The 22,025-nt window shown below is 52.7% G+C and carries 20 protein-coding genes; 9 read left to right on the top strand and 11 right to left on the bottom strand.

Annotated features, from left to right (window positions below; translation table 11 throughout):
* The first annotated feature begins 20 nt into the window (after nucleotides 1–20).
* Genes HN413_08410 through HN413_08425 form a run of 4 tightly spaced genes read left to right on the top strand, consistent with a single transcriptional unit; the run spans nucleotide 21 to nucleotide 3,086 of the window.
* Entirely contained in the window at nucleotides 21–602 is a 582-nt protein-coding gene (locus tag HN413_08410; GenBank protein ID MBT3390418.1) for a DJ-1/PfpI family protein, read from the top strand.
* Nucleotides 595–1,491 carry an EamA family transporter RarD gene (gene rarD / locus HN413_08415; GenBank protein ID MBT3390419.1) on the top strand — a complete coding sequence of 299 codons (897 nt, stop codon included), beginning with the start codon at nucleotides 595–597 and terminating at the stop codon, nucleotides 1,489–1,491. The genes HN413_08410 and rarD overlap by 8 nt, the downstream gene beginning before the upstream one ends.
* A 17-nt stretch (nucleotides 1,492–1,508) precedes the next feature.
* The gene (locus HN413_08420; protein MBT3390420.1) at nucleotides 1,509–2,378 is read left to right on the top strand and encodes a hypothetical protein; all 870 of its coding nucleotides are present in this window, start codon (nucleotides 1,509–1,511) and stop codon (nucleotides 2,376–2,378) included.
* Nucleotides 2,379–2,399: 21 nt separating this feature from the next.
* The gene (locus HN413_08425) at nucleotides 2,400–3,086 is read left to right on the top strand and encodes a hypothetical protein (GenBank protein ID MBT3390421.1); all 687 of its coding nucleotides are present in this window, start codon (nucleotides 2,400–2,402) and stop codon (nucleotides 3,084–3,086) included.
* Nucleotides 3,087–3,133: 47 nt separating this feature from the next.
* On the opposite strand, the gene HN413_08430 is transcribed toward HN413_08425, so the two are convergent.
* Entirely contained in the window at nucleotides 3,134–3,586 is a 453-nt protein-coding gene (locus tag HN413_08430) for a copper chaperone PCu(A)C (GenBank protein MBT3390422.1), read from the bottom strand.
* 102 nt (nucleotides 3,587–3,688) lie between these two features.
* Nucleotides 3,689–4,261: a DeoR/GlpR transcriptional regulator gene (locus HN413_08435; protein ID MBT3390423.1), complete on the bottom strand. Its 573-nt coding sequence runs from the start codon at nucleotides 4,259–4,261 to the stop codon at nucleotides 3,689–3,691.
* Between the two features lie 357 nt (nucleotides 4,262–4,618).
* Here HN413_08435 and HN413_08440 point away from each other — a divergent pair, with 357 nt between their 5' ends.
* The 3 genes from HN413_08440 to HN413_08450 are packed head-to-tail and all read left to right on the top strand — an operon-like array spanning nucleotide 4,619 to nucleotide 8,971.
* Nucleotides 4,619–5,320 carry an ABC transporter ATP-binding protein gene (locus tag HN413_08440; protein MBT3390424.1) on the top strand — a complete coding sequence of 234 codons (702 nt, stop codon included), beginning with the start codon at nucleotides 4,619–4,621 and terminating at the stop codon, nucleotides 5,318–5,320.
* Nucleotides 5,317–7,707 (top strand): ABC transporter permease, encoded by a 2,391-nt coding sequence (locus HN413_08445; GenBank protein MBT3390425.1) that lies wholly within the window; start codon nucleotides 5,317–5,319, stop codon nucleotides 7,705–7,707. Before HN413_08440 ends, HN413_08445 begins: the two co-directional genes overlap by 4 nt.
* Nucleotides 7,708–7,750: 43 nt before the next feature.
* Complete coding sequence (locus HN413_08450; protein MBT3390426.1) at nucleotides 7,751–8,971, top strand: HlyD family efflux transporter periplasmic adaptor subunit; 1,221 nt, start codon at nucleotides 7,751–7,753, stop codon at nucleotides 8,969–8,971.
* Between the two features lie 68 nt (nucleotides 8,972–9,039).
* Here the strand turns inward: HN413_08450 and HN413_08455 are convergent, their stop codons facing one another.
* Together HN413_08455 and pepF are read right to left on the bottom strand one after the other, a co-directional pair.
* Nucleotides 9,040–9,528 carry a ClbS/DfsB family four-helix bundle protein gene (locus HN413_08455; protein ID MBT3390427.1) on the bottom strand — a complete coding sequence of 163 codons (489 nt, stop codon included), beginning with the start codon at nucleotides 9,526–9,528 and terminating at the stop codon, nucleotides 9,040–9,042.
* A gap of 48 nt (nucleotides 9,529–9,576) precedes the next feature.
* Nucleotides 9,577–11,388: an oligoendopeptidase F gene (pepF, locus tag HN413_08460; GenBank protein MBT3390428.1), complete on the bottom strand. Its 1,812-nt coding sequence runs from the start codon at nucleotides 11,386–11,388 to the stop codon at nucleotides 9,577–9,579.
* Between the two features lie 202 nt (nucleotides 11,389–11,590).
* Between pepF and HN413_08465 the strand changes: the two genes are divergently transcribed.
* Both HN413_08465 and HN413_08470 read left to right on the top strand, forming a co-directional pair.
* Nucleotides 11,591–12,907: an MFS transporter gene (locus HN413_08465; protein MBT3390429.1), complete on the top strand. Its 1,317-nt coding sequence runs from the start codon at nucleotides 11,591–11,593 to the stop codon at nucleotides 12,905–12,907.
* An 18-nt stretch (nucleotides 12,908–12,925) separates the two neighbouring features.
* Entirely contained in the window at nucleotides 12,926–13,663 is a 738-nt protein-coding gene (locus HN413_08470; GenBank protein MBT3390430.1) for a 1-acyl-sn-glycerol-3-phosphate acyltransferase, read from the top strand.
* 91 nt (nucleotides 13,664–13,754) lie between these two features.
* On the opposite strand, the gene HN413_08475 is transcribed toward HN413_08470, so the two are convergent.
* The 7 genes from HN413_08475 to recJ form a co-directional block, all read right to left on the bottom strand.
* A complete protein-coding gene (locus HN413_08475) occupies nucleotides 13,755–14,468 on the bottom strand; it encodes a TIGR02206 family membrane protein (GenBank protein MBT3390431.1) in 714 nt (237 codons plus the stop codon).
* A gap of 11 nt (nucleotides 14,469–14,479) precedes the next feature.
* Nucleotides 14,480–15,211, bottom strand: a complete 732-nt coding sequence (locus tag HN413_08480; protein MBT3390432.1) for a TIGR02206 family membrane protein — start codon at nucleotides 15,209–15,211, stop codon at nucleotides 14,480–14,482.
* Between the two features lie 23 nt (nucleotides 15,212–15,234).
* Nucleotides 15,235–16,380: a pyridoxal phosphate-dependent aminotransferase gene (locus HN413_08485; protein MBT3390433.1), complete on the bottom strand. Its 1,146-nt coding sequence runs from the start codon at nucleotides 16,378–16,380 to the stop codon at nucleotides 15,235–15,237.
* Between the two features lie 136 nt (nucleotides 16,381–16,516).
* Nucleotides 16,517–17,881: a hypothetical protein gene (locus tag HN413_08490; protein MBT3390434.1), complete on the bottom strand. Its 1,365-nt coding sequence runs from the start codon at nucleotides 17,879–17,881 to the stop codon at nucleotides 16,517–16,519.
* 41 nt (nucleotides 17,882–17,922) lie between these two features.
* Complete coding sequence (locus HN413_08495; GenBank protein ID MBT3390435.1) at nucleotides 17,923–18,405, bottom strand: YbaK/EbsC family protein; 483 nt, start codon at nucleotides 18,403–18,405, stop codon at nucleotides 17,923–17,925.
* Nucleotides 18,406–18,467: 62 nt separating this feature from the next.
* The gene (locus HN413_08500; GenBank protein MBT3390436.1) at nucleotides 18,468–19,472 is read right to left on the bottom strand and encodes a Gfo/Idh/MocA family oxidoreductase; all 1,005 of its coding nucleotides are present in this window, start codon (nucleotides 19,470–19,472) and stop codon (nucleotides 18,468–18,470) included.
* Nucleotides 19,473–19,551: 79 nt separating this feature from the next.
* On the bottom strand, nucleotides 19,552–21,936 hold the full coding sequence (recJ, locus tag HN413_08505) for a single-stranded-DNA-specific exonuclease RecJ (protein ID MBT3390437.1): 2,385 nt from the start codon (nucleotides 21,934–21,936) through the stop codon (nucleotides 19,552–19,554).
* Between the last annotated feature and the right edge of the window lie 89 nt (nucleotides 21,937–22,025).

The following is a 22,025-nucleotide window of genomic DNA, read 5'->3' on the forward strand; positions in this document are numbered from 1 at the left end:
TGACAATCTACGAGGTAAAATTGAAAAAGAACATAGCGATTGTGCTTTTTGATGATGTAGAAGTGCTCGATTTCGCCGGGCCTTTTGAAGTATTTTCGGTTACGGATGAACTCAACGATTATCAGATATTTGATGTGTATACAGTCGCATCTGAAAAGCGCCCCATCCGCGCTCGCAATGGCTTGTCGGTGAATCCGGATTATGATTTTAGGAGTGCGCCAATCCCCGAGATTCTCATCGTCCCCGGGGGAGCAGGCACACGCCCGTTCTTGCGACATTCAAATTCGTTGAACTGGATCACCACTCGGGCCGCGTCCGCTGAACTGGTTTTGTCGGTTTGTTCCGGCTCGCTTGTGCTGGCCGCGGCGGGTTTGCTGAATGGACTTGAAGCCACATCCCATCATCAGGTTATCGATGAATTAATTGCGCTGGCCCCGAGTGCCACAGTGCATCGCGACCGGCGTTTTGTGGATAATGGTAAAGTGATTACTGCGGCGGGTATCAGCGCGGGGATTGATATGAGCTTGTATGTGATCGAAAAAATATTAGGCCGGGGCGTTGCTGAAGCCACGGCGAGGTATATGGAATATCCCTATGAATAAAGGTATTTGGTATGGCGTTGGCGCGTATGTGTTATGGGGTTTCTTCCCGATTTATTGGAAATTGATCCATGATGTGCCTGCGTTCGAGATTATCGGTCACCGTATGACATGGTCGTTTATTTTCGTTGCCATTGTGATTGCGCTGCGTAAAAGCTGGCAGGGATTTCGCCCGGTATTGGAAAACCGCAAACGCATTTGGGTGTATTTTGCGACCGGGCTGCTGCTGACGCTCAATTGGCTGGTGTATGTTTGGGCTGTCAATAGCAGTTATATTGTTGAATCGAGTCTGGGTTATTTTATAAATCCGCTGGTGAATGTGTTGCTGGGTGTGATTTTCTTGCGCGAGCGTTTGCGCCTGGGACAGTGGATTCCGGTGGGTTTGGCGGCAGCCGGGGTACTGTACCTCACAGTAAGTTACGGCTCATTACCCTGGATTGCGCTGACGCTGGCTTTCTCATTTGGGCTTTATGGATTGTTGAAGAAAACTGCGGCTCTGGCTTCGACACATGGATTTATGTTGGAGACCGGTTTTATGCTGCTCCCAGCGCTGGGGTATTTGCTCTATCTCGAATTTACCGGACAAGCCGCCTTTGGACATCAATCGGTTTTTACAACCGGGATGCTGGCTTTCGCTGGGGTGGCAACCGGATTGCCGCTGCTCTGGTTTGGGATCGCCGCCCGGCAGATTCCGTTATCGACGCTGGGGTTACTGCAATATATTGCCCCGACGCTCCAGTTTTCGATTGGGGTGTTGCTTTACGGCGAAGATTTTTCTCAGGCCCGCGTGATCGGCTTCAGTATTATTTGGCTGGCTTTGCTAATCTATTCTTCAGAGGGCTTTTTTCACCGCCGTGCTTCATTGGCTGCACAACCCTCTGCGACCGATTAGGAAGATAGGAGCAGCGTATGAATCTACGACAATTGCGTCAAGATATTCACTGGATGTATATGCAGGAACATCAGGCGTTGGGGGAAGCAGGAACCCTGCGCTTATTGGAGCAAGCCCGGCAGTGGGATTTGTCGTCTACCCTGGCTCGGGGTGGGGTGCTGGTATTCCCGCACGCGGGCGTTGCCGAGTGTGGACAGCAAATTGCCGCTGTTGTCCACGCCTGCCTCGATAGCGGCGCCGAGCGCGTGTTGTTGGTGAGTGTGTTGCATTCATTCTCCGATGAGATGGAAACTGCCCGCATCCGCGTGGCGGCAGGCGAAAACCCGGCTCAGTTCCGTCATTGGGGCGTGCAGGGGCCGGGCCTGATTGGCCGTCAGGATTGGCGTTTTGACCATGTGCTTACCAGTTGGCGGCATTTTTGGCGCGCTGAGACCCAACGCCGCGGCATCAAAGGTCCCGAAGTGATTGAACGCTATCCCTATTTGGCAGGCGGCAAACCCGAAAACCTGCCAGGGATCGACGAAATGGCCGAGATTGCCAAAGATGCGGTGATTGTCTCGACGGCGGACCCCTTCCATCACGGGATTGGCTATGGCGATGCCCCCGAAGATTCGCTGCATCCCCATGAAGGCGGCCTGGAATTGGCCCGTCAACGTATTCAGGATGGCATTGATTTGCTTGCGGCCGGGGATTATTGGGGCTACAATCAGCACTGCGTCGATGCCAAGAGCGACGCGCGTGATGCCGGGCAAGTATTTCGTTTTTTGCGCGGCCCGATGAAAGGTGAAATTGTCGATTTGACCTATAGTGATGCTGCGGAGCTTTATCAAGAGCCTGCTCCTACCTGGGTGGCGGCGGCGCTCATCGAATGGCAATTGGATACATAAACTGCATCAGGAGAAACGATCATGGCTCGAAAAAAACAGTCGCGTGGCGTGTGTGTTTTCTGCGATAAGGAAATGACCAAGGGTGGACTTGCCCGGCATCTAAAAACCTGCCAGCAACGCGCGGAAGCAGCCCAAAAGGCTGACCATCAGGCCGGAAAAGTAGAACCGATCTATCATTTGCAAATCCAGGATGCCTGGAATAGCGATTTCTGGTTGCATGTTGAAATGCGTGGTTCGGCCAATTTGAATTCGCTGGATGCATATTTGCGCGCCATCTGGCTGGATTGTTGTGGCCACTTGAGCCATTTTGCAATTGACGGTGGATGGGATGGACAAGAACTTCCCATGAGTTCAAAGGCCAGAATGCTATTCCAGCCCGGCCTGGAGTTGACGCACATCTATGATTATGGCACAACCTCGGAAACCAAGGTGATGGTTGTAGATGTTCGCCAGGGGAAACCACAATCGCCCCATCCCATTTTCCTTATGGCGCGCAATCACCTGCCTGAGGCGCGCTGTATGGAATGTGGCGAATTGGCGGCCTGGCTGTGTATCGAATGTCTTTACGAACACGATCAGGATGGCTGGTTATGTGATAAGCATGTGGAAGAGCATCCCCATGATGAGTACGGCGAACCATTCCCGATTGTGAACTCTCCTCGTCTGGGCATGTGCGGCTACACTGGTCCCGCTGAGCCGCCGTATTAGCCAACAAAAAAGAGCTGGGCTGCGAAGCAGCCCAGCTCTTTTTTGTTTTAGGGTTCTTTGATTTCGATATCGACTGTCATCTCGCCTGATTTTTCGAAAGTCAGCGTGAGTGGCAACACTGCGCCAATGTCGAAATCTTCCAGCTTGTCAATGCACATGATGTGCAACCCGCCTATTTTTAGTTCGGCTTCACCACCAGCGGGGATTTCGATATAGCCATCCTGGACAGGCCGCATCCCCATTGCGCCTTCATCAGTCATGTAGGATTCGTGCAGTTCAACAGTCCCGCATGCTGGGGAAATTCCGGATACCAGCTTGTCAGCTTCGCTGCCTTGATTTTTGATGAGCATATAGAATGCGCCTGCGGTCGCCACTTTGGGGGAGGGACGTCCCCAGGCGCCTTCAATTACAACCGCAGGGCCTTCTGCTGCTGATTGGCAGGCGGAAAGCACAGCCGCCAGCGCGATGATAAGACCGAGGATAAAGTAGAATTTTTTCATATTTTTCCTTTCTTTCATGGGTGGGCAGTAAATCTGCGGATAGAAAATTTGGCCTTACACATTTGTGTAGGAATAAGCCCGAAAATTGTAAAAAGATGGTTGTCAGCCATGCTGGTTCTCAATGTGAGTGTGGCGCAAATGCGCCTGGGTTTGTGCGTGATTCATCAACTCGCCGCCAAAACCGCGCTGAAATCGTTGCCCATCTTTCGCATCTGCAAAGACCAGTACTGATGGTGAGCAGCATACAGTTACCACACTGCCAACAAGATAGCTGGCGCTTAGTGCGTTGGTTTTGTGCCCGTAGATAAAATCTGTCGCCAATGCAATGCGCGGCGTGTTCTCGCCGCAGTTCATCATCAACCCGCAATGAGGGCAGCAGGCGCTTTTCTGTTCGTTGTCTGAACAATCCAGGATAAAAGCGTGCCGCGGTGAAATGGGCTGATGGCACATATCACAAATCAAGGCTGCGTTTGGTGGTGTGGCTGTTTCGCTGGCGAGTTTTGCCCCACCGTGAATTTTTAGGATGAGTCCATCTTCGGCCAGCTTATTCAGATCGCGGTGGATGGTCATTTGCGAGACGGTTAAGTTCTCTGCCAGTTCACGGATGGTGAGTGCATCAGCAGTTTGCAGCAGCGATAAAATTCTCTGTAGGCGATTTTCAGGAAGTGAGTTCATGTTCTGATATGTTATCTATCACATAATTTCACACAATCATAACAAAACACTGTTAGATGTGCATCGCCTGGATGGATGAGCACGTATCCCCCAAGTGGGCGATTTGCGCAAGAGTAAAACCATTTGCTTCGCAAATAAGACCGTAGTTTGGTTTGTGTCGATGAAAAATGAAACTTTTCGGTGTTTGGGGCGTATATGAAGTAGTTTGAAAATAGTGTGATACGTTATTGATGATTTTTTGCTGTAATGAGTGGAAAAGCGAAAAATAGGGGTGAGTGGAGCGCAAAGCGCTCCACTCACCCCTATTTTTCGGGAATTCTCCCTGGAGCGGCGACTGATCATGAAAGAGATAGCCCAATGCAGCAAACTGAATGGATGATTGATCTGAAAAATATCCGTAAGACTTTTGATGGCCCGGCCGGGCCAATCCATGCTTTGCGAGAAGTGTCGCTCAAAGTCAGTCCAGGCGAATTTGTCGGGGTGCGCGGCCCCTCCGGGAGTGGGAAATCTACCCTGCTGAATATGATTACCGGTATCGACCGCCCTACCAGCGGGGAGATCAACGTATCTGGGGCGCAGCTCAATGACCTGAGCGAAAATGAGCTGGCGCGCTGGCGCGGTAAAAATATCGGTGTGATCTTCCAGTTTTTTCAATTGCTTCCTACGCTGACGATTATCGAAAACGTGATGCTGCCGATGGATTTTTGCCGCGTCTGGAAACCGCGTGAACGCCCGGAGCGTGCGCTGCACTTGCTCGATCAGGTTGGTTTGGCCGATCAGGCTTATAAATTACCCAATACCCTTTCTGGCGGTCAGCAGCAGCGCGCCGCGATTGCGCGTGCCCTGGCAAATGATCCCCCGCTGGTGATGGGCGATGAACCCACTGGCAACCTCGATAGCAAATCGGCGGATCGGGTTTTCTATCTTTTTGATGACCTTGTTCGGGATGGGAAAACCTTCATGATGGTCACTCACGACACGAGCCTCGCCAGCCGCATCCCGCGCGTGGTCGAAGTTCTCGATGGCGAGCTATTCGATAACGGGAATCATCAGGCATGAAAACTGCTTTTAAAAAAGTCTGGCGTGATTTGTGGCGTAATAAGGGGCGTACCATCATGGTGGTGTTGAGCATTGCCGTGGGGGTGATGGCCGTTGGGATGATTGTTTCGGGCAATCAACTGGTTATCGGGCAAATGGCGGCATCGCACCTTCAGAGCAATCCTTCGCATGGCTGGCTCTTTTTGAATGGTGTGATTGATGAAAATACTGTTCGCAGTTTAAAGAGCGTCCCCGGCGTAGCAGATGTGGAAGGTTATGCAGAAACCAGTATTCGTTGGAAAACCACGCTCGAAGGTGAATGGCAGGAAGGCCGCATTATCGCTTACCCGGATTTTGAGAACCAGAAATTCGATCAACTTACGCTTATGGATGGGAGTTGGCCCGAAGAGCGCCTGATTGCTGTTGAAGCTTCCCATATCGATTCATTTACTACTCCGGGGATAAGCGGAACGGTTTATTTTGAGATCAATGAACGCCCACGCCAATATGTCATTAACGGAACGGTGCGGAATCCTTTCGAGTGGCCGCTGCCCTTTGGGCAAAATGCCGCTTTTTATGTGACTCCCGACATTTTTGAACATGTGGCCCAATATCGCGGCGTCGATACTCTGCGCATTACGCTAACCGACTACAGCAAGGAAAATGTCCTTAGCGTTGCCGATGCGATTGATGAAAAATTGCAGAAAATTGGCCTGTCGGTGGGTTTTACCGAACCATTGCACCCCGAAGAACATTATTTACAAGAGATGATTAACGGGGTGGGTATGGTGCTTTCGGTGATGGCAATTGGTGCGTTAGGGCTGAGTACGATGTTGGTGATCAATACCATGAACGCGCTGATCGCCCAACAGATTCCCCAAATTGGCATTATGAAAGCGATTGGTGGGTTACGCAGGCAAATTTCGATTCTATATCTCTCAGCGATTTTAATATATGGCTTGCTCAGCTTGTTGATCGCCGTTCCGTTAGGCGCGTATACGGGCAATATTTTTGCCCAATGGATGCTGAAACTGCTGAATGTGCCTGTCACGCCTTTTGAGATTTTGCCCGACGTTCTTGTTTTACAAATTGTGATCGGTTTGCTCACACCGTTGCTGGCTGGTTTGTATCCGGTGTTACAAGGCGTTGCCATTCCGGCGGCGCGTGCGATAAGTCAAACGGGTTTGGGGCGCGGGCTATATGGCCGCCGTCTGATTGATCGCTTCTTAGCGGGTATCCGCGGGATGCCGCGTATGGCGGCGCTCTCGTTACGCAACACTTTCCGCAGGCTGGGGCGCGTGCTGCTCACCTTGCTGACCCTCACCATTTCCGGCGCGATATTCATGATGGTTAACAGCACGCAATATTCTTTCGAAAAAACTATCGACACGATTTTTGCCGGGTTTGGCTACGAGATCCAAATTGTCTTCGAGAAATACCAGCGCATCGATGAAGTTGTTCCGTTGATCGAGTCACGCCCTAATGTTGCCAATGCCGAAATGTGGACCTTCCGCACGGCCAAGACGCGCCTGCCGGGAACCTCGGGGCCGGGCAGCGAATATGAAGTCTTCCTGCGCGGGGTGCCTTCGCAATCGCCCTTCTTTACGCCAGAAATGACTGCCGGGCGTATGATCCAGCCGGAAGATGGTCAGGCAATTCTGCTCAATCAGAAACTGGCCGGGAAGATGGGCGTTCAGGTTGGCGATGAAATTATCATCGATCTGCCCAATATTGGCGATTCTCGCTGGACGGTGGTTGGTCTGGTTTTCGACCTGAACGGGCGTGACCAGAATACTGCTTTTGCCAATATCGAAGTTCTCAACCGCTCTTTACACAATGTAGGCCGCTCGGCGGTAGCGATGGTACAGGCTACAGAGCAAAGTGTGGTTGTGCAAAAAGCTGTCGAAGCCGATCTTCAGGAATTTTTTGACGCCAGTGGAATGCCGGTTTCATCTTCGGCGATTGCCTCCGAAGATCGCGCCCAGGCCAGCGCTCAATTTGGCGTGCTAACTCAGGTGCTGATGGTGATGACCGTTTTGATGGCAATAGTGGGCAGTATGGGGCTTTCGGGCACGCTCTCGATCAACGTGATTGAGCGCCGCCGTGAAATTGGCGTTATGCGTGCTGTGGGGGCCTCCTCACGCGATGTCAGCCTGATTTTCATCGGGGAAGGTTTGATGTTGGGGTTGGTAAGCTGGCTGCTGGCCGTTCCAATTGGCCTGAGCGCCGGGCCGATATTTGTAAAAACGCTTGGCAATGTAATCGATTTTCCTGCCGTGTATTATCCATCTTATCAGGGCATCTGGCTCTGGCTGGGAATCGTTGCTTTGCTCTCTGTGTTGGCAAGCTGGGTTCCTGCCCGCCGGGCCACGCGCATCAGCGTCAATGAGAGTCTGGCGTATGAATAAAACTGTGACAAGACCCTCAGGGTCAAAATCTTTGGAGAAAACCATGAATTTCAAACGAATTACAACCAACTTTACACTATTGATCAGCGCGGCGCTCCTTGTTGCCTGTGGCTCAAAGGCCACCCCCCAGGCCGATGCCCCAACCGAGATTCCGGTTGTCTCAGATTTTGCTGTGGTTGCCGAAGGTCGTTTGGTGCCGAAAGAATCGGCTCAGCTTGGCTTTGTGAGTAGCGGCCATGTGGCGGAAATTCGGGTTGCCGAGGGGGATGTCGTCGCCGCCGGAGATGTGATTGCCCGTTTAGGGAATCGAGAAACCCTGGAAACGGGCATCGCCAACGCGCAATTGGAGTTGGCTGCTGCTCAATTGGAGTTGCTCTCAGCCCGGCAGGATTTACAGTCCCTCTACGACAATTGGCCCGCCGCCGCGACCGCGGCTCAGGAGGCACTCACCAATGCGCGTGAAGCCGCGCGCAGCACCGAGCGTACCCTGAGCTATCGTACCTCACCCGCCGATCAAACCGATATTGATGTGGCCTGGTCGCAAGTGGTTTTGGCCGAAAAAGAACTCGACGACGCTAAAGAAGAATTTGAACCCTACGAAGATAAACCCGCCGATAATCTTGCCCGTGCTACTTTTCAGAGTTTATTGGCGGAAGCTCAGGGCAGTTATGACGATGCCGTGCGGCGCTATAACGCACTCGTAAATACAGCCAACGATTTCGAAATCTCTCAGGCAGAGGCCAATAACGCCATTGCCCAGGCACGCCTGGAGCAAGCGCAACAAGACTACGACGAGTTGCTAACTGGCCCCGAACCGGATCAGGTTGCCCTGGCTGAAATGCGCATAGCCGCGGCAGAAGCTCGCGTGGCTGCTGCGCAAAGCAATATTGCCGCTGCGCAGGCTGCCCTCGATGATCTTGATCTCGTGGCGACATTTTCCGGTACGATTGTGGAATTGAATCTGATAGTTGGTGAACAAGTTTCCCCCGGAGCGCCAGTGGTAACACTGGCCGATTTTTCCCAATGGTATGTCGAAACTGATAATCTGACCGAAATTGAAGTTGTTGATATTGCTGTTGGGCAGGCCGTTACCATCGTCCCCGATGCCATGCCCGAGGTGGAGCTAACCGGCAGCGTAGATACGATAGCCGATTTTTTTGAAGAGAAGCGCGGCGACGTAACCTATACTGCCCGCGTCATCCTCGACGAAGTGGACCCTCTCCTGCGGTGGGGCATGACCGTCGTATTGACGTTTGTGGAGTGAGAATTCGCGCCTTTTTGTGATTTACACAACAAGCAGGGGTGGATTTGCAAATCCACCCCTGCTTGTTGTCATTTCATCCATTTTTCGATAGCTTCAATATGCTCGGTGTAGTGCCAATGCGCATTTGCCGAGATGAGCGTGTGGACGCTTGTATCTTTAGCCCACTCAAATGGCATCGGCCCGGCGATAAAATCATCATCCAGTTTTTCAATTTGTGCGATATATTCTTCGTGGATGCGGTGGATTTCTTCCAACACTTTTTCGAGTGGGCGGTTTTGATTGACTATGTAACGCTCAGTATTATAGGCGTTAATATCATCCCATGATTTCATAATGGGATAATTTGCTGGAGTTCCACTCAATCCCGCGGTGAGACGGTCTGTAGCAAGTTCCTCCCACGTAGCGATATGCGCCAGAATATCTTTAATGCTCCAGTTATCTTGCACAGTCGGGTCAAGCATTTGTTCCTCGCTGAGTTCGGCGAGTAATTCGTTCAACTCATTCCAGTGTTGCTGAATGGTTTCCAGTAATTCTTTTTTGGATGGGGGGTTGTTCATTGTTTGCTCCGCGAGACCTCCGAAGTCTAAAAACCTCGGAGGGTTGAATTATGCTACCAATTTTTCAAACTTGTCCACATAACTTGCCAATACGGCGAAAGCCTGCTCGACAGGCTCGGGGGTGGTCATATTTACGCCAGCCATTTTCAGCGTATCCAGGGGATAGGTTGAATTTCCGGCTTTGAGGAAGTTTAGATAGTTTTCAGCTGCTCTGACTTTACCCTGCAAAACACCGTTTGCCAAAGCATTGGCTGCAGAGATGCCAGTCGCATATTGATAGACATAGAAATCCATATACATATGCCCAAACTGCGCCCAGGTGATACCAATGCGATCCTGATCGAATTCAACTTCTTCGCCGTAGCCTTCCTTGAAGAGTTCAGCGCAGCGGGTGCTCATAATTTGGGCGTTGAGTGGCTCTCCCTTTTCAAAGCGCTGGTGCATTTCCAGTTCCCAACGCGCCAAAGTGGGCATAATGAAGAAATACCTGTGGAAGTTGGACATCGCCTCCTCGACCAGAGCCAACTGGAAGGTCGCGTCGTTTTGCGTCTTGAATAAATAATCCCGCACCAGGGCTTGATTGAAATTCGATGCCACTTCGGCCACAAAGAGCGTGTATTGTGAGTAAACAAACGGCTGTGTTTGACGTGTGTAGTAAGAGTGCATGGAATGGCCGAGTTCATGCGCCAGGGTGCTCAGGCTGAAAATATCATCGGCATAGCTCATCATGATGAAGGGCTGCGTGCCATAACTGCCCCACGAAAATGCGCCCTGACGTTTGCCCTTGTTGCGGGCGCGGTCAATCCAGCGGTCTACCGTGCAGCCGCGGCGCAGCACTTCGACATATTCTTCGCCCAGGGGCGCCATACCCGCAGCAATCCACTCGACGGCCTGATCGTAGGCGATGAAGGGCTTCTCCTTCATTAGCGGAGCTTTGATATCGTAAACGTGGAAGTTATCATAGCCCAACGCTTTGCGGCGGATGCGCCAATAACGATGCCAGGTGGGTAGGTTTTTCTGAAATACGCTAATCAGATTGTGGAAAACTTCCTCCGGGATCGTGTTGGGTTTGAGTGAAGCCTGTAGCGCCGACTCATAGTTGCGGGTGCGCATCGTGAGCACATCGCGTTGCAGCGCGGTGGTTTGGATCGCGGCCAACGTATTTTTGAACGACAAATAACCATCGGCGTAATTCTGCCAGCCAGTACGGCGTGCTTCGCGGTCGGAGTGGGTGATGAGCGAGTCGATGCTGCTCTGCCCGACTTCAATCTCTGCGCCCTGGGTATCTACTGCAGGTTGAAATTTCAGATCGGCATTGGTAAGCGCAGAATAGGTGGTTAGCGTTTGTTTTGGCGGCAGTGATTCAGAAACATAGGCCAATACTTCTTCAACTTCGGTGGAACGAATATGCTGCTGGCCTTGTTTGAGCTGGTCGAAATAGTGGACGTAGATTTCCAAATCGGCTTCTTCGGCTGCCCATGTTTCCAGGGTTTCAAACCCAATCTGCATGAGTTCAGGCTCTAAAAAAGCAGTCGTCGCCCTCGCTTTGGCAACCAGCCCGCGGGCTTGTCCGAACATCGCCTGCGCCTCCTGGTCAGCCATATCTACGGAGCCAGCCAAGCCTGTGTAGACGAAGACCTTCATCGCCAGAATCAAGAGTTCTTCAACTTCATGCAGTGTCTTTGCAAGCATTTGTGGGCTGGTCCCCAATTTTCCTTGATAGGCGGCGATTTGTGGCAGCAATGAGTTTACCTGGTGAACGCCTTTTTTCCATTCTTCGGGGCTTGCGAAGATACTGGCTAAATCCCAGGTTTCTTCGAGCGGAACTTCATTGCGTTGAGGTAGGGATTTTTGAGACATGGGCAACGATTCTCCTGAGTAGGGGTTATCTAGTTTGATCCCATTCGCGGCATTCGAAGGGCGCGAATGGGAATTCGTATGATATGATTCGCATTTGTTGCATGCGTTGGAATCATACCATGTTCGCACAGGAAAAAATCGAATAACTGCGTAGCCATCGGCCATTTATCTGTTTTCACTATTGCTTGGAAGGATTATCGCTATGTTTTCAAAACTAAAAACTATGAACCGTGAACACCTTGCCTGGTATTTGTATGATTTTGGTAACTCAGCTTATGCGGCAGTAGTATTATTAGCTGTATATTCGGCCTATTTTAAGGGGGCAGTTGTTGGCGGCGCGGAAGGTTCGCGTTTGTGGGGAATTGCGGTGGGGATTGCCATGCTGGTTGTGGCTGTCGTCGCGCCCGTTTTAGGCGCGATCGCCGACTTTTCGGCATCGAAGAAACGTTTCCTGTTGATGTTTTCGGCAGTTACCTGGGTGTTTACCGCACTGTTATTCTTTGTGCAAAAAGGCGATATTCTCATGGGTGTGGTTTTCTTCATCCTGGCGGAGATCGGCTATCGCGGCGGGCAAGTATTTTATAATTCGCTGCTTCCGGAGATCGCCACTCCCGAAGAGTTGGGTAAAGTGTCGGGGAATGGTTGGGCAATCGGGTCTCTGGGTGGCATCCTGTGCCTTGTGCTGGTGCTACCCCCGATTGTGCTCGTCGATGGCGATCTGATGGTGCGCCTCTCACTGGTGTTCACAGCGGTTTTCTTTGCGGTTTCTGCCATTCCGCTCTTCCGCTGGATCGATGAGCGCGCGGAGGCAAAACCGCTGCCCGCGGGTGAAAATTATGTCAGCATGGCGTTCAAACGCCTGGGGGCGACGCTGAAATCTATTCGCCGTTTCCGCGAATTTGTCAAATTCATGATCTCATTTTTGATTTATAACGATGGGATTATTATGGCGCTGGATTTTGCTGCTATTATCGGGGCGGTACTTTTTGGCATGACGCAAACACAATTGATTATTTTTATGATCATTGTTCAGATCACCAGTGTGGCGGGTGCTTATATTTTTGCCGCATATGGTGAGCGCGTGGGTTATAAACGCTCACTCATATATTCGATCATCATGATGATGGCTATCGTGATCTGGATGATTTTTGCTCAATCGCTGACAGTTTTCTTTGTGATTGGCGCTTTCGCCGGATTTGCCCTGACTGGCGTGCAATCCATCAGCCGCACAATGGTAGGGCAATTTGCGCCCAAAGGGCAAAGTGCTGAATTCTTTGGTTTCTTTGCCATTGCTGGACGCACATCTTCTTTCATTGGCCCCACGATATACGGCATCATTGCTTTCGAGGCCGCACAATGGTTTATGAAGCAACGCGGGCTGACAGAATTACTCGCCGAGCAGAATGGTCAACGGGTGGCGGTGGTTTCAATCGCCATATTCTTGCTGGTTGGTTTAGTGATATTGCTCTTTGTGAATGAGAAGAAGGCGCGTCAAGCTGCCATTGATGAAGCAGCATAAATTGGGAAGGCATCTAAAATGAGTTATTTTCAGTTTCAGCGTCGCGCCCCGATGCGTCTGGTTTTGAAGTCACTGATCTATGCTGCAATGGGTTTATTCTCTGAAATGGAAATTCGGGGTCGGGAGAATATTCCCGCTGAAGGACCTTTGATTATCGCGGCCAATCATTTTAGTTTTGCCGATCCGGTAGCATTAATTCGGATCGCTCCCTGGGATATTGACTTCATTGCCGCCGCGGTGCCTGGTTTTGCTCCCAAGTGGTCTACTTATTTACCCAAACTTTGGGGAGCGTTCTGGGTTTATCGCGGCACTGGTTCGCGTGATGCTTTGCGCTCGGCTGAAACTCTGTTGAAAAATGGCGGCAGGTTGGGCATCTTCCCCGAGGGGGGAGCCTGGGCGCAGGTCTTGCGTCCGCCGCGTCCGGGCGCGGCCTACCTGACCACGCGCGGGAATGCAATGATATTGCCGGTGGGTTTATATGGCCTGAATGATATTTTCCCGTTGCGGATGTGGAATCGCCCGAAGGTGGTGGCTCAAATTGGCAAACCTTTTGGCCCCTTTAATGTTTCGGGTCGTGGACGTGAACGACGCGAACAACTTGATGCGGTTGGACATACCATCATGCAGAAAATTGCCGAGTTGATTCCCCCTGAGATGCGTGGCCGTTATTCAGATGATCCCGCTATTCGAGAGGCCGCCAAACCTTTTGAAGCTTACCCCTGGGAAGATGCGGTGGAAGGGGATGTTGTCAGCTAATATGCTGGAAAAAAATAAAAAAGGGTGTATGCGCTAAAAAAAGTTGCGCATACACCCTTTTTTTGTTGTCGTAGAGAAAGCCCTGGCTGTTTTATTTGCGGTTCCCGGAAAGATACGGCAGGTAGAGCAGCCCACAGAGCGCCAAAGCAACGCCTTCGGCGCTGAGCAAATACCAGGGCCACGGGCCAAGATAATCGAGCAGCGTAGGAACGTGGGGCTTATGCAGTGTGTAAAGATAATTGCTGCTGATTAACAAGTTGATGCCAGTAACAACGAGCAAATAGATATTCCCCCAGATGATAATGCGCCAGATGGAGGCCACGCGCGGGCGATATCCTTCAACCGCAGCCATAAAAACTGCCGCGGCAATGATGCTGCCATGTGATATAAAGAGCTGAACCGGGTAGAAGTGGGGAAAGCCATAGGTGCCCGCGTCAGGCGTCAGAAGGGGCTGGATGGCGGCGCTAATACCGAGAAAATAGGCGAATTCAAAAATTGCGTGATTTTTAGTTAAAAGCATATACACGCTCAGCCACACAAATATGGAGCACAGATGGAGGGGCAAATTCCATTGCAAACTCCACCGATCATTGACAATATTCCAGATGTGGTAGCTGATTTCGTTGAACATGAGCACAATCGCTAAACCATAGCGAACGCTTTGACGCTGATTTTCATTCAGTTGCTTACTGAGGCATACCAGCAGGATAATCGAGATTGCAACTGCACCCAGAGCTGTCAGATGAGCAATCCCGAAAAGAACAAAGGGCGCTCCGACGTAGTCAACGGCAAAATACTGGCTCATTGGGTGAGTGGTCAGTCGCTGGCTGTCGGTCGTCGTTGGTCAGAGATCATATATGGTAAATAGAGTATCAGGCACATGATTAGAGCCATAAACTCTACAACTAGTAAATACAGCGGCCAGGGGCCGAGCACATCTAGCAGGCTGGCCGTAGGTGGCTTGTGCCGTGAATAGAGAAAATTACTCTGGATGAGGAAATTCAATCCGGTGATGACTACCAGATAGATATTTGTCCACAGGAACACCCGCTTGAAAGATGCCCAGTGTGGACGGAAACCCTCCACCACAGCCATGAAAACCGCCGAACTGATAATCGCTCCATGTGAGATAAAGGTCTGAAAGGCGCGGAAGTGGGGGAAGCCGTAGATTCCGGCATCCGGCGTCAATAGCGCTTGCAACGCCCCGGCAATCCCCAGAAAATAGGCGAACTCGAAAATCGGGTAGCTCTTGGTGATGAGCATATACGCCCCCAACCAGACGAAGACCGAACACAGGTGAAAGGGCAGGTGCAGTTGGATGCTCCATTGGTCGATGGCAATATTCCAGACATGCCAGCCGATTTCATTCAATATCAGAATTCCCGCCAGCGTGTAGCGAATGCCGTCCTTGAGTTGCTGGTTGGGCGATTTGCGCACAAAGATCAAAGAAAGATTGATCAGCAGGATAATCCCCAAGGCGAGTAGATGCTCCGGGCCGAAAAGCACGAAAGGCGCGCCGGTGTAGTCTTTAACGAAATACTGGATCATGTCTGTTTCCTCATGAAGAAAAATTACATAGCAGCTTTCATTCGCTCAAGAGCTTCTTCCACAACGGAGCGCGGGCTACCAAAGTTGAAACGCACATGCCCCTCGCCGCCTGCACCAAACCAGTCGCCATCATTCATGGCTACACGCGCTTCCTTCAAGAAAAATTCACTGGGCTTGCCTTCGATATTTGCGTCGCGGCAATCTAGCCAGGCCAGGTACGTGCCTTCAGGTTTCGCCATGCGCACCCCGGGGAGTTCTTTTTCTACAAAGTTAGTGACGTAATCGCGGTTGGCTTGTAAATAGGCCCGCAGCGCGTCGAGCCAGGCATCGCCCTGTTCGTAAGCCGTTTGCATGGCGATTTGTGCAAGCAAATTAACCCAGCCGACCAGGCCGCGTTGCGCAGCCGTGAATTTTGCGCGCAGTTCATCATTTTCGATGACCGCCACGGAAGCTTTCAGCCCGGCGATATTGAAGGTCTTGCTGGGAGCCAGCAGGGTGATAGTCTGGGCGGCGATCTCGGGGGCCAGGCAGGCCATCGGGATGTGCTGGCTCTCGGAATACACCAGGTCGTGATGAATTTCATCGGAGCAGATCACAACATCATGGCGCAAGCAGATTTCAGCCATCGCTTCGAGTTCGGCCTTGCGGAAGACGCGCCCGGTGGGATTTTGCGGGTTGCACAGCATAAAGATGCGCGTCTCCGGGGTGATGGCGGCTTCAAAGGCATTCAGGTCAATTTCATATTGACCGTCTTGCCCGCGAGTGAGTTGTATCTCTTGTTGCACGAAGCCGCCATTTTCAGCGACTTTCAGGAAGGGGCCATAGGTTGGGGTTTGGATCAGTACGCCCTCTCCGGGCTGTGTCACGGCCTGGGTTGCCTGATTGAAACCGACGACCACTCCAGGGACGAAGATCACATGCCCAGGGTCCACCGACCAGCCATGCCGCCGCGCCAGCCACTCCACCACGGAAGCAGTTACACCCTCGGATGGCCGGGTGTAGCCAAATACACCATGATCCACGCGTTCCCGCAGGGCATCAATCACAGGCTCCGGGGAGCGGAAATCCATATCGGCTACCCACATGGGCAACACATCCTCATCAAATATTTGCCACTTGGTGCTTCCGGTCGGACGGCGGTCGGGCAGGGTATCAAAATTAAAATTCATAGTTTCACCATTTGTTTGTAACGCAAAGGCGTAGAGATGCAGAGCCGCAAGGGATTTATTAGGTTTTTTCTTTGTGTCTCCGCTTCTTGGCGACCTTGCGTTGGTTTGTTTTTTGTGACTGTTCAGCCCTGAACAGTTACTGTTTTTTACTGAATTCTACCTCAGGATATTCTGGCAGCGGCCCGGGCTTGTTGCCGCGTAAATACTCATCAAAGAAACCCACCGAATACGTGCGGATGATCTCCAGTACGCGCCCGCCGTTGAGCGGCCCTTTTAGCCCCAGGCGGTGCGCCAGCGGGCTGAAGGCGGGTAGGTCGCTGAAATCGTAATGCGCTGTGCCTGCAATGCTCAAAACTGCTCCTGGTCCGGCCTGGTTGGTGTAGAGCGCATCGAATAACAGCGTATTGGATTCCGAAGGCCAGGTTTCGCTGAACATGAACAAAAACGGCTGGCTCAGGCCCTGAGCAATCACTTTGTCCGAAACCGGTTTCATGTAGGTATCCATGCCCAAGCCCGCTGCACAGCGCGGGTCGCGGGCGCAAAAATCCACAATTGCCCCGCCGCCCGTTGAATGCCCCAGTACGCCAACCCGCGTCAAATCGAGTTGGGCGCTTAATTCTCCCAGCGTGCCCTCCAGTTGGTTGCTGCCCAGTACATCCAGAATGAAACTCAAATCTCCGCTCCATTGCTGAATCAGCCGATTGGCAATCGGGCGAAATTCTTCGTCTGATAAATCATCGTCATACGGCATTGCCTGGGGATTGTTGTAGGCCACTTGCCCATCGGGGAAGAGCGTCACAATTGAGCCGTAGGTATGTTCCGGCGCCAAAACCACGTAGCCATAACTGGCAAGTTCTTCCATCTGGTAGGTGTTCTGCGCCCGGAAGCCGTTCCAGCCGTGTGAGAACAACAGCACCGGCAGAGGCGCATTGCTCTCGCGCGGGGGCGCGTCGGTATAGGCATGACTGCGCGAATAGCGCACATGATCCAGAAAATATTCCGGCAATTCCAAATACTGCGCCATTACCGGCCCAAATACATCTGCATAATCAATCCAGGCAGCAGGCTTGCCGCCTGTGGTTTGCGCCGGGTACCAGACTTGTACCATAATTGCCCGCGGCTCAGTGGGATCGTCTGAATAAAATTCGCGGCGCGAATCGTCCACCAGCATCACGGTGAGTGTTCCCACCGGGTAAGGGCCGCCTGGCGCGGGCGTTTTCGGAACCGGTAGCAAGACAGGAGGCAGAAGCGCGCCGATGAGCAGAATCAACATCCCGAGGGTTAATCCCCAGCCCCGACTTGGAGGTTCAGACTCGCTTCGGGCGGGCAGCCGCCAAAGGGCAAACGCCGTATACCCCAGGGCGATCCCGTAGAGCGGGAGCATTTGCCAGCGATAGCCTTCCAAGCCCAAATGCAATGCCATCACCCCGAAGGCCGCCAGCGTCAACCCATCCCGCAGCCGTTGATCCCTAACGGAATGATTGATGATGCGTATAGTCAAAATAATTACCAGAATGATCTCAAAAACTCGCATATCCAACCTCACAAACTTTCAACTTGCCCAAATTTTCCGATCTCATAATTTTCAATCGCGCTTAATAAATCTGCTGCCTGCATCAGTATTGCCGTGCCGCGCACCCCGGAGCCGAGCGAGATTTCGTCCAGCGCCAGCAAGCCATCATCCACCAGAATGCGGATTGGCCGCGGCAGCCCCAGGGGAGCCACAGCTCCGATAGGGTAACCGGTGACGCGCAAAACGTCATCCTTGTTTGCCATTGTGATGCGTGAAACCCCCAGATAACGCCGCAGCGCGCCCCAATCGATCTGCTCCGGCCCGGCCATCAACACCATCAGATACTCATCTTCAGCCATCCGGAAGAGAATACTGCGCACCACCTGATCTGGAGTTTGGCCGCGTACTTCGGCGGCTTTTTCCACCGAGCGTGGTGGCGATTCATGCTGGAAGACGCGGTGGGGGATATGTTTACCAATGAGTATGGATGCAATCGGTGGTGAAGATGTCATGATAGGGTTGAATCAGGAAGCCATGAAATCAGGAAGAATAACTTCATGGCTTCCTGATTTCCTCATAAAAGTTGAATTATGCTTTGGGTTTTCGCCGACTTGTACAATGCCAGAATAGTTTTAACATGATTACGAGTCTCTTCGAGCGTCAAATAACTCGGCGCGCCGTCGAGAATGGCGGCGTGCATATCTTCAACTTCGCCCAAGTATAATGCTTTTTCTGGCACCGGAATTTCTTCGGCTGGGCCGTCTTTGGGCGTGAACGTCATCACTCGGCCCTCATCCAACCCGACGAAGGGCTTGCTGAGATGCAGCCGTCCTTCGGTTCCGACGATTTCGATAAATGTGTGGAAAGGCGTGCAGAACGAAGCTGATATTTGCGCCAGCCTGCCATCTGCATACCCCATTTGCCCGGCGAAAACTTCATCCACGCCACTCGCCCCGATTTGTTGCGTGCCAAAAACCCACTCCGGTGTCCCGCCAAAGATGAACTGGGCAAAACTCATGGGGTAGACGCCTACATCCCACAGACAGCCGCCGCCCCATTCGGGTACCAGGCGCACATTGAGATTGTCGGGCTGGCGCTGCGTTTCCGGTAGATAAAAATCAAACGCCCCGCGCAGCAGCGTGACCTTGCCAAGTTTTCCAGAACGTACCAATTCCCCGGCGAGTTTGGTCTGCGGATGATGGCGATACATGAAGGCCTCCGCTAACACCATGCGGGTCTCGCGGCTGACAGCGATCATGGCATCCACTTCTGCCAGCGAAGTCGCGAAGGGTTTCTCGCAGAGTACATGCAAACCGGCTTGCATGGCCTGGATGGTCCACTCAGCGTGTAAGTGATTGGGCAGCCCGATATAGACCGCATCCACCGCCCCGGATTGCAGCATGGCTTCATAGCTGCCAAAGGCTTGGGGAATTTCCCATTCCTGGGCATAAGCCTCGGCTTTGGTTGGATCGCGGCTGGCGACGGCGACTAGCTCCCCGCGCGCCGATGCCCGGATAGCCGGAATCAGCGCCCGGTTGATATTGGCTGTGGAAAGCAATCCCCAGCGAATTTTTGTCATACTCTTACTCCTATCAGAAACATCCACAGATGAACGCAGATACACGCTGATGAGTGCTTACTTTTTACCTCAGCTACGTTTATTTGTGTTGATCTGCGGTTTCTACATGCTGCTCGAATGAGTCTACACTGGTTTCCTTAAAATATGCCCGATACGCGGCGGTTTCATCCAGCACAGCCTTGAGCGTCATGGCAATATCTTCCAGCGCGTGTCCTGGCTCGTTGCCCGCGCTCAGTTGCAACTCTCCGTGCCCGGCTTCCCCCTTCACGCGGATATGCCCCTTCTCCTCCATCCAGGCCAGCCCCAGATGCACTGCATTCTCGCGGCTTGCCATTGCTGCGGCCAGCACGCTCAATTCCACGCGGCCTGCTTTGGCGCGCAAAGCATGTTTGGCCAACCCGGCCAAGCGCGTCAGAAAGGCAGCAGGTTCGTCGAGGTCGGGAATGATGCCAAAGAGCGCAATCCGCTTGGGCGTGGTAGCAGCCAGAATTGCAGATAACTCCCGCGGGCCGGGCGGCGCGCTCCACAAAATCAGCATTTCGGCAGGTGCCAACTCGTTGCGATCGTGCCCACTCAGGCGTCGTTTGGCTTCTCCTTCCGTGTAGAGGTTAAAATTCCCTTCGGTTTTGAGTTGATCCAATAAAGGCAGCGGATGCTGCTCCCGGCGGTAATCCAGCACTTCCAGCGGGAAAGCTTCCGGCGCTACCTCAGGGCTGGCACCCGCACTCGGATGAAAGCCCTGCCATTCGAGTTGCAGACGGCGCTCGCCGCGAAAGGTGTTGGTTGAAATCGTGTAGGCGACATCGAATTCGCCCTCGGGCAGTTCTTCGCTTGCCCCCCGCCACCACACAATATCTTGCACGTTCCCCGCCTGATCTTCCACCACTAGCCGCCGATGGCTTTTATCGCGTCCGATAAGCGTCGAATTGACCAATTTAAGATTGCGTGTAGCCAGTATAAGCGCAGGATTGCCAGCCCCAAACGGAGCCAGACGGCTGAGATCATCGGCCAGTTCGAGCGTGATTTCGCCAAGCGGCAGATAGGCATCTATCGTCAGGCTGGGCTGCGTGGGAGCGAGCGGGTATTTCTCGCGGATGGTGCGCGACAACCCGCGGCGAAAATCGGCGATGCGTTCTGCATCGAGGGAGAGTCCCGCCGCCATCGGATGCCCGCCGAAGCCGTGTAATATCTTGGCCTGCGCGGCAATCGCCCCGCCGATATGCACCCCCTCGATCGAGCGCGCCGAGCCGCGCGCAGGTTCGCCATCGGGCGAAGAGAGCAGCACCACTGGCATATGGAAGCGTTCCACCAATCGGCTGGCAACGATCCCGATCACTCCGGCGGGCCATTGGGGATGCGAAAGCACCAGGGCAGCAAAATCGAGCAGGTTGGGATCGGTCTCGATCTGGCTGATAGCCGACTGGTAGATTTGCTCGGTGAGCAGCTTGCGTTTGTTATTGAGGCCTTCTAACTGAGTGGCGATGACGCGGGCGCGGCTGGGGTTGTCTGTGGTGAAGAACTCGACAATTGGGTTGGCATCCGAGAGCCGCCCCAGGGCGTTGAGTCGCGGCCCGATGCCAAAGCCGATCTGCCCGGCGTCGATCTGATCGGGGATGATTTCGGCGTTTTCGAATAAAGTTTGCAGCCCCAGACGCGGCGTGCGGCGCAGGATATTCAAACCGCGTTGCAGCAGGTAACGCGCATCTCCGGTTTGCAAGGCCACATCGGCGACGATGCCGAGGGCTACCAAATCGAGGAGACAGTCACTTTTAAAGTGACTGTCTCCTGTGCGTGCATAAAGTTCTTCAATTAATTTGTACGCTACCCCTACTCCCGGCAGCGTTGAAAGTGGATGTCCATCTGGCGCCATTTTGGAGTTGATGATAGCATCGGCGTCTGGCAGTTCTGGCGGTAAGTCGTGATGATCGGTGATGACCACAATGAGCCCGCATTTTTTTGCGAAATTCACTGCTTCGTGGGCAGCGATGCCCGTGTCGCAAGTAAGAAGTACGGTAGGTAGCGGGAAGTTGGAAGTGGGTGGAGCCGAGATGAGTTTATCCAGAACTTCAACCTTGATGCCATGTCCCTCGGTAGCACGCAGCGGAATGTGGTAACTCACCTGCGCCCCCAATTCTTTTAGGGCTTCGACCAGCAGCGTGGTGGAAGTTTGCCCGTCCACATCAAAATCACCCCATACCAGAATATGTTCTCCGGTGGCTATGGCGCTCTCGATTAGATCGGCGGCGTGGGTCAGGCCGGGCAGTTCGCTGGGCGAGGCTGGAATATGGTAATCGGGGTCCAAGAAGGCGCGCGCCGCATCCACATCTGTGATGCCGCGCCGGGTGAGAGTCTGCGCTACGAGCGGGTGCCCGCCGATGGCACTTTGCAGCGCATCGGGTACCGTCGTCTTTGGGTACTCCCTCCACGCCCCCCCATTTTGGGTATGTATTTGTGGATTTGTCATAACAGAAGCCTGCTTTAGTTTGCCATTTTGGCGCTGCTTCATTTTACCTCTAGTTATAGCCGATTTTACCCTTATAAAACTCATCGCGC

The organism is Chloroflexota bacterium (genome assembly GCA_018648225.1).
In the GTDB taxonomy this organism is placed as follows: Bacteria; Chloroflexota; Anaerolineae; order Anaerolineales; family UBA11858; genus NIOZ-UU35.